At 72.9% G+C, this 13,807-nt stretch carries 11 protein-coding genes; 9 read left to right on the top strand and 2 right to left on the bottom strand.

The window, feature by feature from the left end; translation table 11 throughout:
- The first annotated feature begins 52 nt into the window (after nucleotides 1-52).
- Nucleotides 53-700: a phosphatidylserine decarboxylase gene (locus tag AAFF41_RS37855; protein WP_054230300.1), complete on the top strand. Its 648-nt coding sequence runs from the start codon at nucleotides 53-55 to the stop codon at nucleotides 698-700.
- Nucleotides 701-722: 22 nt separating this feature from the next.
- Nucleotides 723-1,541: a CDP-diacylglycerol--serine O-phosphatidyltransferase gene (pssA, locus tag AAFF41_RS37850; RefSeq protein WP_319749697.1), complete on the top strand. Its 819-nt coding sequence runs from the start codon at nucleotides 723-725 to the stop codon at nucleotides 1,539-1,541.
- A gap of 101 nt (nucleotides 1,542-1,642) precedes the next feature.
- On the opposite strand, the gene AAFF41_RS37845 is transcribed toward pssA, so the two are convergent.
- Nucleotides 1,643-2,761: a glycerate kinase gene (locus AAFF41_RS37845; protein ID WP_319749698.1), complete on the bottom strand. Its 1,119-nt coding sequence runs from the start codon at nucleotides 2,759-2,761 to the stop codon at nucleotides 1,643-1,645.
- A gap of 199 nt (nucleotides 2,762-2,960) precedes the next feature.
- Between AAFF41_RS37845 and AAFF41_RS37840 the strand changes: the two genes are divergently transcribed.
- The 6 genes from AAFF41_RS37840 to AAFF41_RS37815 all read left to right on the top strand — a co-directional run bounded on the left by AAFF41_RS37840 (nucleotide 2,961) and on the right by AAFF41_RS37815 (nucleotide 11,855).
- Nucleotides 2,961-4,100 (top strand): ADP-ribosylglycohydrolase family protein, encoded by a 1,140-nt coding sequence (locus AAFF41_RS37840; protein WP_319749605.1) that lies wholly within the window; start codon nucleotides 2,961-2,963, stop codon nucleotides 4,098-4,100.
- A gap of 165 nt (nucleotides 4,101-4,265) precedes the next feature.
- Complete coding sequence (locus AAFF41_RS37835) at nucleotides 4,266-4,757, top strand: NUDIX hydrolase (protein ID WP_319749606.1); 492 nt, start codon at nucleotides 4,266-4,268, stop codon at nucleotides 4,755-4,757.
- A gap of 70 nt (nucleotides 4,758-4,827) precedes the next feature.
- Complete coding sequence (locus AAFF41_RS37830; protein WP_060901035.1) at nucleotides 4,828-5,214, top strand: CU044_2847 family protein; 387 nt, start codon at nucleotides 4,828-4,830, stop codon at nucleotides 5,212-5,214.
- Nucleotides 5,211-7,430 carry a VMAP-C domain-containing protein gene (locus tag AAFF41_RS37825; RefSeq protein WP_319749607.1) on the top strand — a complete coding sequence of 740 codons (2,220 nt, stop codon included), beginning with the start codon at nucleotides 5,211-5,213 and terminating at the stop codon, nucleotides 7,428-7,430. The genes AAFF41_RS37830 and AAFF41_RS37825 overlap by 4 nt, the downstream gene beginning before the upstream one ends.
- Nucleotides 7,427-8,383, top strand: coding sequence for an AAA family ATPase (locus AAFF41_RS37820; protein WP_319749608.1), 957 nt, complete (start codon nucleotides 7,427-7,429; stop codon nucleotides 8,381-8,383). The genes AAFF41_RS37825 and AAFF41_RS37820 overlap by 4 nt, the downstream gene beginning before the upstream one ends.
- A gap of 100 nt (nucleotides 8,384-8,483) precedes the next feature.
- Nucleotides 8,484-11,855: an SAV_2336 N-terminal domain-related protein gene (locus AAFF41_RS37815; protein WP_319749609.1), complete on the top strand. Its 3,372-nt coding sequence runs from the start codon at nucleotides 8,484-8,486 to the stop codon at nucleotides 11,853-11,855.
- On the opposite strand, the gene AAFF41_RS37810 is transcribed toward AAFF41_RS37815, so the two are convergent.
- Nucleotides 11,795-11,992, bottom strand: coding sequence for a hypothetical protein (locus AAFF41_RS37810; protein WP_343326413.1), 198 nt, complete (start codon nucleotides 11,990-11,992; stop codon nucleotides 11,795-11,797). The genes AAFF41_RS37815 and AAFF41_RS37810 overlap by 61 nt on opposite strands.
- Before the next feature lie 373 nt (nucleotides 11,993-12,365).
- On the opposite strand from AAFF41_RS37810, the gene AAFF41_RS37805 reads away from it, so the two are divergent.
- Complete coding sequence (locus tag AAFF41_RS37805; protein ID WP_343325375.1) at nucleotides 12,366-13,676, top strand: vanadium-dependent haloperoxidase; 1,311 nt, start codon at nucleotides 12,366-12,368, stop codon at nucleotides 13,674-13,676.
- Nucleotides 13,677-13,807 lie beyond the last annotated feature (131 nt).

Raw genomic sequence — 13,807 nt, 5'->3', positions numbered from 1 at the left:
AAAGCCGCCGTCCCCCGTTCCAGCGCGGCATCATCCGCTACGAAGGTCATCCATGCCCCACAGCCAAACCTCTGCACCTCGCGGCCGGGTCCGCCTCGCGCGCGGAGCATCGCCGTGGCTTCTCCCGACCGTTGCCACCGCAGTACTCAGTCTGGCCAAGGCACGCCGCTCCGGCGCCGCCAAGGCCGTGGCCGTACCCGCCACCGCGCTCGCGGCGGGCATGCTGTGGTTCTTCCGCGACCCCGAGCGCGAGATCGCCCCGGGTCGGGTCATCTCGCCCGCCGACGGTGTGGTGCAGAGCATCATGCCGTGGAAGGACGGACGCACCCGCGTCGCGATCTTCATGAGCCCTCTGAACGTCCATGTCAACCGCGCGCCGCTCTCCGGCACGGTGACCTCGGTCGAGCACATCCCCGGTGGGTTCGTTCCGGCGTTCAACAAGGAGAGCGAGAACAACGAACGCGTCGTCTGGCATTTCGACACCGAACTCGGTGACATCGAGATGATCCAGATCGCCGGCGCGGTCGCCCGCCGTATCGTTCCTTATATCCCGCAGGGTACGAAGGTCGAGCAGGGCGACCGGATCGGTCTCATCCGCTTCGGCTCGCGCGTCGACATCTACCTCCCCGAGGGTGTCGAGGTCGATGTGGAAGTCGGTCAGAAGACCGTGGCTGGGGTGACTCGAATTGACCGTGATTGATCCTGAGACTCAGGCCGGCTGGGTGCCGGAGGCCGACGAGGTGGACGACGAGGAGGAAATGCCCCTCTCTCTCCGCCTCTCAATAGCGGACACCCTCACGCTCGGCAACGCCACGTGCGGCTTCATGGCGGTGTACTTCACCACCACGGGCATTCTGATCCCGCACCTCACCGGCAGCCAGGAGTCGGGCATGGCGCGCCACAGCGCCGCCACGGCCGTCATCCTGATGCTCTGCGCCGCGGTCTTCGACCTCTTCGACGGCCTCGTCGCCCGCAAGCTGCGCTCCTCCCCCATGGGCGCGGAACTGGACAACCTGTCGGACCTGATCAGCTTCGGTCTGGCGCCCGCGTACTTCGTCCTCGTCTACGGCATGGTCGCGGACGACGCGCATCAGAGAGTGGCGGCGCTCGGCGCGATCGTGGTGTTGCTCGCGGTCGTCCTCCGCCTCGCCCGCTTCTCCTGCGTCACGGTGAAGGACGGCACGTTCCAGGGCATGCCGTCGCCGTTCGGAGCACTGACGGTGGTCTCGATCGTGCTCCTGGAGCTGCCCTTCGCGGCGACGCTGATGGCGATCCTCGGCACGGCGTGGCTGATGGTGAGCCGGGTGGAGTACCCGAAGCCGCGGGGCCGCCTCGCGGTGGCGATGCTCGCCTGGATCGTCCTGTCCATGGGTCTGCTGGCGGCGTGGGCCTTCGACGCACCCAGCGGTCAGCTCCTGCTCCAGACCGGCTGTGCGCTGCAGCTCGTCATGGGCGCGGTGATTCCGCTGTTCGCGACGGCTCGGCGGGTGAACAACTTCCGCGACAACCGGCGTGAGGCACGGGCGGCGCAGCTGCCGTAGCTTTTCCTCGTACACGACGAAGGGGCCCGAACCGGACAACCGGTTCGGGCCCCTTCGTCGTACCTCTTCGTACCTCGTACCTCGTCGTCCCCCGGGACGGGTCAGGTCAGGAAGTCGCGGGCGATGTGCTGCGCCACCGTCTCCAGGATCGGCCCCGCGTCGGAGATGCATCGCGCGATGTCGGGCTCGACCTCCGTGAGGGGGTACGCGCGCCGGAAGCCGGCCCTGCCGAGCGCCTCCGGGCGCAGTGCCAGGCGCCCGCACACCGCGACGACCTCCTTGCCCGCGGCACGGGCGGCCGCGGCCACCCCCGCCGGAGCCTTGCCGTGGAGGGTCTGTTCGTCGAGGGACCCCTCACCGGTGATCACCAGGGTGGCCCTCTCCAGCGCGGGCGCGAAGCCGAGGACATCGAGCATCACCTCGATACCGGGACGGAACCGGGCGCCCAGGACCAGCGCACCGTAGCCGATGCCACCCGCGGCTCCCGCCCCCGGCGCCGCGGCGTACTCCGTGGCCCTGGACCCGATCGACTTCTCCAGAACCGCGGCGAAGTGTCCGAGGGCCGCGTCCAGGATCTCCACGTCGTCGGGGCTCGCCCCCTTCTGGGGGCCGTACACGGCGGGCGCGCCCTTCGGCCCGGTGAGCGGGTTGTCCACGTCGCTGGCGAGGACGAAGTCCACGGAGGACAGGCGGGGGTCCAGGCCGGAGAGGTCCGCGGTCGCCACGTCACTGAGCGCCGCACCGCCGGGAGCCACCGGCTCCCCCTCCGCGTCCACGAACCGCGCCCCGAGCGCGGACAGCATCCCCGCCCCGCCGTCCGTCGTCGCGCTCCCGCCCACGCCGAACACGATCGTGCGGGCCCCTGCGTCCAGCGCGGCCCGCAGCAGCTCCCCGGACCCGTACGTGGACGACGTCAGCGGCGCGAACACCCCGGCGGGCAGCCGCTGCAATCCGCTCGCCTCCGCCATCTCCACCACCGCGGTGTCGTCGCGCAGCGCGAAGGCGGCGGTGAGCTCGTCGCCCAGCGGGCCGGCGACCCGCACCTCCCGCCGCTCGAACCCGGCCGCGACCGCCGCGTCCACGGTCCCGTCGCCGCCGTCGGCCACGGGCAGCGCCTCGACCTCGACACCCGGCACGACGCGGCGCAGCCCGGCCATGACGCGCTCCGCGACCTGCACGGCGGTCAGCGACCCCTTGAACTTGTCCGCGGCGATCAGCACCCGCGGAACACGCCCGGTGCCCGCACGTGTCGTCTTCACAGCAGAGTCCGCCACCTTGCATTCCCCTTGCTTTCCGGCCTCGCACACGTCAAGGCAGTCGCGCCGCTGCGACCTTAACCGGAGGACGCCCCCGCCGTCATGCCCCGACCGGCCCGTGGAACACCGCACGCTCATGCCCGGAATTGGGTAAACCGGAGCTATGACCCCTGTGGGCACCGAACTCGCGGACCGCGTTCTCGGGGGCTGGCTGGGCCGGATCGCGGGCAACATGCTCGGCAAGCCGGTCGAGCAGGGCGACCACTGGACGCGGGACCGTATCGACCGCTATCTGCGACAGGCCGCCGCCCTGCCGCTCACCGACTATCTTCCCGAGCCCGCCACCGACGGTGACGCCGGCGAGTTCGAGCTGCGGCCCGAGTGGCGGCAATGCGTGCGCGGCCGTATCCACGGCAGCTGCCGTGACGACGACGTCGACTACGCGATCCTGGGCCTGCACCTGCTGGAGACACACGGTTTCGGTTTCAGCACCGAACAGGTCGGCGACCTGTGGCTGCTGCGGCTGCCGTATCTGCAGACGTTCACGGCGGAGCGGGCCGCGTACCGCAACCTCGCCAACGGCATCAAACCGCCGCTGACGGCGACGTACGACAACCCCTACCAGGAGTGGATCGGCGCCCTGATCCGCGCCGATGTCCACGGCTGGACCAACCCGGGTGCGCCGCGCCGGGCGGCCTCCCTCGCGCGTCGGGACGCCGTGCTGTCCCACACCGGCAACGGCGTGTACGGGGCGATGTGGGCGGCGGCGCTCGTCTCGGCCGCGTTCACCGCGCCCACGGTCCGCCACGCACTGGACACGGCGCTGACCGTCATCCCCGCGAGCAGCCGCCTCGCCCGCACCGTACGCCGGGTGCTCACGCTTCACGAGACCCGGATGACCTGGGAGGACACGCTCACCACGGTGTCCGAGGAGACCGCCGGGCTCGGCTGGATCCACACGATCCCGAACGCCGCCGTCCTCACGGCCGGGCTGCTCTACGGCGACGGCGACTTCACCCGGACCATCACGCTGACCGTCCGCGGCGGCCTGGACACCGACTCGAACGGCGCGACGGCGGGCTCGGTGGCCGGGGTCCTGTGCGGGGCCGAGGCCATTCCCGCGCAGTGGAAGGACCCGCTGGAGGACACCGTACGCAGCGCGGTGTTCGGCTTCGACGGCGTACGGATCAGTGAGCTGGCCGCGCGGACGCTCGCGCTGATGGTGACGGACGCGGAGACGGAGGCCGAAGCCGAGGCCGAGGGGCCGTCCGGTGCCGGGACCGACGTCCAGGGCCTGTCCTAGCCGACGAATGTCGGGGCCGTCTCGAACACGTGCGTCGTGATCCCCGTCGTCGGCAGGACCAGCCTCGCGCCGCCGCGGCGACGGCCTCCCAGGGGGCGCGCAGTGCTTCGCCGAGGCGGACAGCACGTCCGAGGAGGGGCCGCGCAGGCTCGTTACGCTTCGGGGATGACCTCTCCAGACTTCGCCACGTACATCGCGGGCCTCCCCCGTGTCCTCGCCGGTGCGGCCGCGCTCTTCCGCGACGGTGACGGCCGGGTGCTGCTCGTCGAGCCGAACTACCGTGAGGGCTGGGCCCTTCCGGGTGGCACCGTCGAGTCGGACGACGGGGAGACTCCGCGCCAGGGCGCGCGCCGCGAGACAGCCGAGGAGATCGGGCTCGACCTCGAACTCGGTCCGCTGCTCGCGGTCGACTGGGTGCACGGGACGGCGCGACCCCCGCTGGTCGCCTACCTGTACGACGGCGGAGTCCTCGGCGAGCGGGAGCTCAAGACGATCCGGCTGCAGGAGGAGGAGCTGCTGTCGTGGCGGCTGGTGCCGCGGGGGGAGCTGGCCGAGTACCTGCCGGGCGCACTCGGCCGCCGGGTCCTCGCCGCGCTGGACGTGCTGACGGAGGGCGGCGGAACCGCGGAGCTGGAGAACGGCCACCGGGTGGGCTAGTCGCGCATTGGCTACGGCGGATTCCTCAACTTCACTACCTTCACGGGGCATTGATCGGCACAATGCCCGTGTGCCGCACTACGACTACATGGAGTTCGCCCTCGACGACGGGGCCCACGTCCGGCTCGAACTCGCGGCCGCGGGGGAGGCGTCGGCGGCCCCGGCCGTCGACGCCGATCTGCCGGGCGGCATTTCCGGGGTGGTCCCGGTCGGGCGTGGCGCGCGGGTCGCGTCGCTGGCGACGGACGGTCTGCGCAGTGTGCTGAGCCCGCTGGGGCCTGTACTGCAGCAGGTGCACGACGCGATCCGCGGGATACCCGACCCACCGCACGAGATCTCCGTCGACTTCGGCATCCAGATCGGACAGGACCTGAAGATCGGCATCGTCGGGGCCAACGGCCAGGCCAGCATGACCATTTCGGCGACCTGGCAGCTGCCCCGCCGGACGGAGCCGTGACCTGGTTCGGATCGCCGGACGACCCGTCGTCCGGCGACGCCCGCGGCGCGCTGGTGCGCGTCCTGTCCAGCGATCGCGGCCGGACCGCCGGGGCGGGTGTCTACCTCTCCGGCCGCAGGCTGCTGACCTGCGCACATGTCATCAACCTGGCGCTCGGGCTGCGCAGCCTCAGCCCGCACAACCCGGGGGAGGTCACCCTCGACGTGTCCTTCCCGGTGCTGTCCGCCGCGGATCTGCACCAGGCCCGGCTGGTCGCCTGGATACCGCCGCGGTCCCCGCAGTACGGCCCGGTCGCCGACGGCTCCCTGGAGTGGGACGGCGATCTGGCCGTCCTCGAACTCGACGAGGCGCCTCCCCCGCCCGTGAGCCCGCTGCGCTGGCTGGAGATGGAGCGCGGCCAGCAGGTACGGGCCTGGTACGGCGGCGGGCAGCCGTTCTCGTACGCCGACGCGCGGGTGGGGGCGTACGACGGCCGGATCTGCTATCTCGACGGACAGTTGTCCGGCGCGGCGGTCGACGAGGGCTACAGCGGCGGGCCCCTCTGGTCGGTGACCGACCGGGCGGCCGTCGGCCTGGTCGTGGGACGGATCACCGCGCCCGACGGGGCGTTCTCGGCCCAGCACACGCTGCGGCGCAGCTGGGGGCTCGGCTGGCAGTCGGTCCTGCGGGAGCTGGCCCGGGTCGGGGCGGCACCCGAGCATGTGAACGGCGGCCGGGAGCGGTCGGCCGCGACCCTCGCCGAGGCCGAGTCGGTGCGCGACATGATGGTCGGCCCGCTGCACAGCCTACTGGGCGACCCGCGGGCGCGCGCCGACCACGCCACCGTGCTCGCCGCCCAGCTCACGCTGCGGGCCCCGGGCGACGGGAGCGCGCCGACCGTGGAGGAGCTCGCCCATCTGCTCAGCGGCACGGAGCGGGCGCTGCCCACGCTCGCCGAGTCGCTCGCGCCCAAGGTGGCGGACGATCCGCGCGGACGTGCCGAGCTCGACCGGCTGCTCGCGCTGGGCCGGCTGACGGAGGCCGCGCGGCTGCTGTCGGTGGCCGAACACCGGGCGCTGGTGGTCAAGCTGGAGCATCTCACCGAGCACGATCCGGGCCTGCTGCCGCGGGCCGCGACCGCCGCGCTGCCCTACGTGGACCTGCCGCGCTCGCTGCAGGCGGCCCGCCTGGCACCGTCGGCCGTGCCCGCGGTCGTCCACGAACTGGAGGGCTGGTACGGGGACGGGTCGCCCGTGCCCGACGAGTCGCCCCGGCTGCCCGCGCTGCTGCGGGTCGTCGAGTACGTGGCGGCGGAGACGTCCGGCGATCTGGCCCGGCAGGCGCTGCGGGAGTGGAGCGCCCGGGTCGCCGCCCGCCTGGGCATTCACCCCTCGGCGCTGCAGGAGCGGCGCGGTGACGCGGACCGCTGGTCCCGGCGGTCCGCGCCGGCCGGTGTACGGGTCCTGGTGGAACTGGACCGGTACACCAAGGACCCGGCGGACCACTACCGCTGCTCGGTGTGGCGGCTGCGCCCCGACGGCACCCCGGCGCGTGCCGCCTCGGAGTCCGACCGGCCGCGCACCGGACGGGAGATCGCCCGGCTGATCCGGGAGGTGGCCTGGGGCGCGGAGGGCGCCGGGGACGGGGTCGCGCTGGTCGCCGTGTCGGTGCCGCCGGACGCGCTGGAGCTCGCGCTCGACGAGTGGGACGGGGCGGGCGCCGAGGAGTACATCTCCGCGCGACTCGGTGAGGACTTCCACCTCGTGCTGCGCTGCCCGAAGATCCGGCGGCGCTCGCGCACCGGACCCGCCGATCTCAAGCGACGCTGGAACTCCCGTCACCAGAGCGACATCCTCCTCGCGGACCACAGGATCGGCGGCAGGGCGGGACTCATCGGGCTGCTGAAGACAACCCATCGGGACACCGCGCGCGTCCTTGTGCACGGAAGCACCGAGCACCGCGGCGAGTTGCTGCCCGTGTGCCTGGTGATGGGGGTGCCGGTCGTGCTCTGGGACCGGGCAGCTCCCGGTCCGGACGACTGCGCCCCGCTCGACGCCCTGGCACCGCACGGTCCCGTGGACGGACTCCCGGAGCGCGTACGGCACTTCAGGGTCCGCGCCTACGCGGACCGGGTGGTGCCCGCGCGTCCCGCCCTGGTGTGGGAGGACATCGAGCTGCCGCTGCCCGACGAACTCCAGCTCGCCGACCCCTCGGAAGGAACGGAGCGGACAGGATGACCCAGCAGACACCGGACGGGTGGCGACTGTTCCGCGGTGACCGCGTGGCCCGTGAGGTGGAGTTCCCCGAGGCGCCGCCCTGGCGGCAGTTCGGCGACGGGCCGGGCGGCCGCCCGCGGCACCGTCCGTATCTGATCGGGCGCACGGAGGCGGACGTGGTCAGCGCCGCCCTCCATCTGCGTCGCCCGCTGCTCGTCACCGGGCACCCCGGCACCGGCAAGTCCTCGCTGGCGCACGCCGTCGCGCACGAGCTGTCCCTCGGACCGGTGCTCCAGTGGCCCGTCAACAGCCGCTCGGTCCTCAAGGACGCCCTGTACGGCTACGACGCGATCGGCAGGCTGCGTGAGACGCATCTGCGCCAGGAGCGCGGGGACCCCGAGCCCGACATCGGCACCTATGTGCGGCTCGGACCGCTCGGTACCGCCCTGGTGCCGCGCGACCGGCCGCGGCTGCTGCTCGTGGACGAGCTCGACAAGGGTGACGTCGACCTCCCGAACGATCTGCTGACCGTGTTCGAGGAGGGCGAGTTCGAGATACCCGAGCTGTCCCGGCTGCCGGAGACCCAGTCCGAGGTGCCGGTGCTGACCCATGGCTCGGGCGGCGAGCGGGTCACCGTGACGCGCGGGGTGGTGCGCTGCCGGGAGTTCCCGGTCGTGGTGATCACCAGCAACGGCGAACGGGACTTCCCGCCCGCCTTCATGCGCCGCTGCGTACGGCTCGATCTGCCGGACCCGGACGAGGCCCGGCTGCGGGACATCGTCGCCGCGCATCTCGGTGAGGACGCGCTGTCCGACGTGGACGACCTGCTGCACGCCTTCCTCAACCGCCGGGCACCGGGCGAACTCGCCACCGACCAGCTGCTCAACGCCGTGTTCCTGCGCAAGGGCGGAGTCGATCTGGACGCCGAAGGGCTGCTGGACGCCGTACTCCACCGCCTGGGCGGGATGGTCTAGCGTGCGCGGGGGCGACGGGGGCGACGGGAGGAACCCGCGTGACGCCGGTGGCGAATCCGGCGGCTCGCACGTCACGGGTGCCCCGCCGATCCTGCCCCCGTTGAGCAAACTCGGCCGGCTGGCCGGTCACGAGCTGTCGATCCATGAACTGCTCGACACCCTGTGGCTGGCGACGCGGCTTCCCCCGGGAGCCACGGCGCCGCTCGCGAGCGCGCTGACCGCGGACGCCGTGCCGCCACCGGGCGCCGGCGCGGGAGACGCCGAGCGCTCCACGGCCGGCCCCGCCCCGGCCGAGCTCGACTCCCCCGCGCCCGCCACGCCGACCCAGCCGCCGCCTCCCGCCCAGCTGCTGGGCGCGCTGCACGCGGCGGCGGCGGCGCGCAGCGCACCCGAGTTCGCGGACCTCGCCGCGCCGGGGCTGCGTGGCGCGCCCGGCGAGGGCGCGCTGCCCGTACGGGTCCCCGAGGAGAAGGCGCTCGGGTCGGACGAACTGCGCCTCAGCCGTGCGCTCCGGCTGCTGAAACAGCCCCAGCCGGGGCCGTTGAAGCGGGAGTTCGACGAGGAGGCGACGGCGGCGGCCATGGCCGAGACGGGACTGCCCGATGTGGTGACCCGCCCCGCCCGGCAGCGCTGGCTCGACCTCACCCTGCTCATCGACGACGGCATCTCGATGCTGCTGTGGCGGCGGCTGGCGATGGAACTGCGCGCCCTGCTGGAACGCCTCGGCGCCTTCCGCGACATCCGTGTGCACGGCCTGGACACCCGGTCGGCGGGGGCACCGCTGCTGCGCTCCCGCCCCTTCGACCCACACGCGCCGCTGCTCTCCCCCGCGTCGGTCGCCGACCCCTCGGGCGGCACGCTGGTGCTGGTGATCAGCGACGGCGTCGGCGCCTGCTGGCGGGACGGGCGACTGCACGCGGCGCTGGAACGCTGGGCGCACCAGGGGCCGACGGCGATCATGCACGCGCTGCCCTCCCACATGTGGGACGGGTCGGGCATCCGCTCGGAGCCGTGGCTGGTGACGACCCGGCGGCGCGGCGCGGCGAACGACACCTGGGAGGTCGCCGACCCGTTGCTGCCGCCGGGGCTCGGTGACGAGTTCCCCGGGGTCCCCGTCCCCGTACTGGAGCCGTATCCCCCGGCGGTCGCCGCGTGGGCGCGGCTGGTGGCCTCGCCGGGCGGCAGCGCGGAGCTGCCCCTGCTGGCGCCGCTGCAGGCAAAGGCGCCACGGGCCGGGGCCGACACCCGGGGCGGTGGCGCGGCGGACGCCGTGCTCAGGTTCCGGGACGCCGCGTCCCCGGGGGCCTACCGGCTGGCCGCTCATCTCGCGGCGGTGTCCCCGCTCACGGTGCCCGTGATGCGGCTGGTGCAGGCGGCCGTGCCGTGGCGGGCCGACACCGCGCATCTGGCCGAGGTGTTCCTGGGCGGTCTGATGCGTCAGGTGGAGCCGGTCGACGAGCGGCTGCCGCCCCAGCACCGCCGGTTCGGTTTCGCCGGGGAGGCCCAGGAGATCCTGCTCGACACCGCGTCCCCGATCGATCTGCTGCGCACCACCCGGGCGGTCACCGCGCGGCTGCGCACCCTGGTGGGCCGCTCCCCCGACTTCCCCGCCTGGCTCGCCCATCCCGCCGGGACGGGTGAACTCCTGCCCGGGACCCGGCCGTTCGCCTGGCTGGAGGACCGTCTCCTCACCCACCTGGGTGCCAAACCGATGGCGCCGACGCCGCCGCGCACCACCGAGTACGAGGAGGTGCGGCTGCCGTCGGGCCTGGAGGCGGCCCCGTCGTGGCTGCCGCTGCGGCTGCAGGACCTGCACACCCTGGGCCCGTACTCGCTGCTGCAACGCGACGGCACGGGCGGCAAGCCCACCGCGTACATCGGGGAGGACGAGGACGGGCAGCGGGTGCTGCTACGGGTGTCGCACTCCTTCGACTCTCCCGTGGCGCGGGAGTTGCTCGACGTGGAACGCCGGGCGCTGCGCCGAATGGACGGGATGTACGCGCCCGCCGTGGTGCGCAGCGACCTGGAGGGCCCCACGCCGTGGCTGGCGCTGCGTCTGGACACGCTGAGCGGTGGTCCGCCCGCGCCCACCCTGCGTGCCGTGCTCGACGCGGCCGGGGCGCTGCCCGGGACCCCGCTGTTCACCTGGCTGGGCTGGAACCTGGCGCGGGCGCTGACCCGCTGCCACCACAAGGGCATCGTGCACGGCGCGCTGACCCCGGGCACCGTGCTGGTCACCGAGTCGACGCTGCACCTCATCGGCTGGACGTCGGCGCGCATCGACGGCGCGTGGAGCGCGTCGACGCCGTCCACGCCGGCCAACTCCCCCTACCGGGCGCCCGAGGTGACGTACTGGGGCGAGTCCCGGATCACGGCGGGCGACGTGTACGCCCTCGGTTCCATCCTGTTGCAGGCCGCGACCGGCCGGGCGTGGCGCTGGTACGAGAACGACACGCTGCGCAGAAGTCCACAGCTCGCGCAACTCGACGAAACCATCGCGGAGTTGCTGCTGCGCTGTGTCGAGCCCGAACCCGCGGGGCGGCCGACCGCCCGCGAGGTGGCGGACGCCTTCGGGGCGCTGCTGCCGGGCGGGGTGGAGTGGGAGGACGTGGAGGGCGGCACGGGCGGGGACGACGACGGCCCCGTCGCCGAGCCGGAGACGTCGAGCGACGAGGAGGACGACCACGAGCAGTGGATGCGCACCATCCGCACCCCCTTGCCCGAGCCCCTGCGGATCGCGCTCGTGGGCGTCAAGGACGGGGTCGGCTGCACCACGACCACGATGGTGCTGGGGGCCGTACTGGCCGACCAGCGGCAGGAGCGGGTGCTCGCCATCGACGCCGACCGGCACACGGGCAGCCAGGTCCGGATCGGCGGGCGGGTCTTCCGCAACACCCTGGCCAGCCTGTCGGACCTGGCCGAGTCGCTGCACGAGGTGCGGCACTTCGAGGATCTCCAGCTGTTTCTGTCGCCGCACCGCTCGGGGCTCCAGGTTCTCGCCAACGACTCCGTCTCGCGCATCGCGTCGGTCGGCCAGTTCACGGACTACGACTTCCACCGGGTGACCCGCACCACCCGGGACTACTTCGACCTCACCCTGGTCGACTCGGACAAGTTCATGCCCACGGTGCTCAGGGCGGCCGACCGCGTGGTCATCGTCTCGCGGGCCGACCCCGCCGGTCTGACCCAGGCGCAGCAGGCCATGGACCGGCTTGTCACCCTCGACCTGCCGGACCTGGTCCGCGAGGCCGTCGTCGTCCTCAACCACAGCCGCCCCGCGGCCGGCTGGACGCTCGACGCCGCCAGTATCCGCGGCCTGAGCTCCCGCTGCCGCGGCGTCGTGATGGTCCCCCGCGACGGCCACCTCACCATGGGCAGCACGGTCGAACTCTCCTGGCTGACCCCCGAGGCCTACAAGGCGTATCTGCGCCTCGCCGCCCTCCTGTTGGGCCCCCGCCCGATCTTCCCCTGACCCGGTCGGCCCCCACGCGCATGCTGATCGGTGGACTGGCCGCGCGGGGCGACCACTTCGCCGATGGCATCGCCGTGCATCACCTCGCCGACCTCATGGCGGGGCATCGGCAGACCGGACTCGCCCGCGATAGGCATGAGCATGCCTGGATCAAGCGACAGGAACAGGTTGCGGACCAGCACCTGCCCCGATCGGGATCGGGAACAGCGACCTCGGTGATCATGCGTCAAGGTCAAGCCGTCCGACCGGTGGCGGCCTCGAGACGTACCTGAAGGCCGAGCGGGGTGTTGGCCGATCACGCTCGGATCCCACCGGACACGGGCCGGTGCGCGCGAGGGCGCCCCGGGCCTGTCCGGTTCGCGGCGAGTTGTCTTGCTCGCGCAGTGGGCCGTTGCTAAGCCTTGGGCACTCAACTCTCTGGAGGACGCTGTGCAACAAGAGCCCCCTCTTCCCGTTCCTCCGCGTTCACGTGTCCGGGGATTCATCTGCGCCGTCGCGGCCATCGCCCTCGTGACGCTCACCGCCGCGACAAGTCCCCCCGACGCGGACACCCGGACCGCGGCGGACCCGGCAGCCGTGGTCCGCGAGTGGAACGCCATCGCCACCGACACGATCAAGACCAGCCTTGGCCCACGTCCCTCCGGGCAGGCGGTGATCTGGGAGGGGTTCGTCTCCGTCGCCGTGTACAACGCCGTGGTGGGGATCGAAGGCCGCTACGCCCTGTACAAATGGCGCGAGCGCGGTCCGGCCAAGGCATCCTCCGCGGCGGCCGCCGCCACTGCGGCCCACGACGTGCTGCTCACCTACTTCCCCGCCTTCAAGGTGCGGCTCGACACCGCCTACGCGGACTCGCTCGCCGCTCTTCAGGCCGGTCAGGCCAGAGACCGGGGCGTCGACTACGGAAAGCGCGCCGCCGCTCGCATCATCGAACTCCGTGAAGGGGACGGAAGGTTCGCGGACGTTCCTTTCACCGCTTCCCCGGCACCGGGGGTCTGGCGGCCCACCCCGCCCGCGTTCCAGCCCTTCATCGACACCTGGCTCGCCAGGCTCCGCCCCCTCCTGCTCGCCTCCCCGCAGCAGTTCCGCCCCGAGGGACCACCCGCCCTCTCCTCGGCCCGCTACGCCGAGGATGTCCAGGAGGTGAAGACCATGGGCGCGAAGACCGGCTCGGGCAGGAGCGCGCAGCAGACCGAGACCGCCCTCTTCTTCAGCGGCAACCTGGTCGAACAGGTCCAGACAGCCGTACGAGACCACGCCGCCCGGCACCGGCTCGGCATCGCCGAGACGGCCCGGCTGTTCGCCGCGGTGAACGCGTCGGCGACCGATGCCGTCGTCACGGCATGGGACGCCAAGCTCCACTACGGCACCTGGCGGCCGATCACCGCCATCCGCCTCGCGGACACCGACGGCAACCCCGCGACGACGGCTGACCCGGCCTGGGAGCCGCTGCTCCCCACCCCACCGCACCCGGACTACGTCGCCGGCCATACGACCGTCGCCGCTGCCGTGGCACGCGCCTTGACCGGCGTCCTCGGCACCTCCCACATCGACCTCTACGTCCCCTCCGAGGTCACCGGCACCACGCGGTTCTACGGGTCCGCCGACGTCCTCAACCGGGACGTCGCCGACGCCCGTGTGTGGGGCGGCGTCCACTCCCGCACCGCGGACGTAGCCGGCTGTCGGGCCGGCACCCATGTGGCCGCCTGGGCGCTGGACCACTACTTCCAGCCGGTCGCCGAGGACGGCACCCAGCCGTCCCTGCCGACACGAACGGCTGAGCAGGACAGGCGCGCCGAGCCCAGGTGCGACGACAGCGACTGAACCACAGAGCCGAAGAGGGCCCGGCATCGCGCCGGGCCTCCGATCCTGCCTCGAACACTGGAGCAGCGCCCCTGCGGCTCAGCGGGGGCCACTCCAGGGAAAAGGCTGTGAAGGCGGCTTGGTGATCCCCG

Source organism: Streptomyces mirabilis, assembly GCF_039503195.1.
Classification (GTDB): Bacteria; Actinomycetota; Actinomycetes; order Streptomycetales; family Streptomycetaceae; genus Streptomyces; species Streptomyces mirabilis_D.
Note: the sequence above shows the minus strand (reverse complement) of the source record. Positions and strands in the feature narration are given on the sequence as shown.

Coding starts and splice junctions, on each gene's coding strand:
- AAFF41_RS37855 (WP_054230300.1), top strand. CDS start 53: ATGCCCCACAGCCAAACCTCTGCACCTCGCGGCCGGGTCCGCCTCGCG.
- AAFF41_RS37840 (WP_319749605.1), top strand. CDS start 2,961: ATGACCCCTGTGGGCACCGAACTCGCGGACCGCGTTCTCGGGGGCTGG.
- AAFF41_RS37835 (WP_319749606.1), top strand. CDS start 4,266: ATGACCTCTCCAGACTTCGCCACGTACATCGCGGGCCTCCCCCGTGTC.
- AAFF41_RS37820 (WP_319749608.1), top strand. CDS start 7,427: ATGACCCAGCAGACACCGGACGGGTGGCGACTGTTCCGCGGTGACCGC.
- AAFF41_RS37810 (WP_343326413.1), bottom strand. CDS start 11,992: ATGCCTATCGCGGGCGAGTCCGGTCTGCCGATGCCCCGCCATGAGGTC.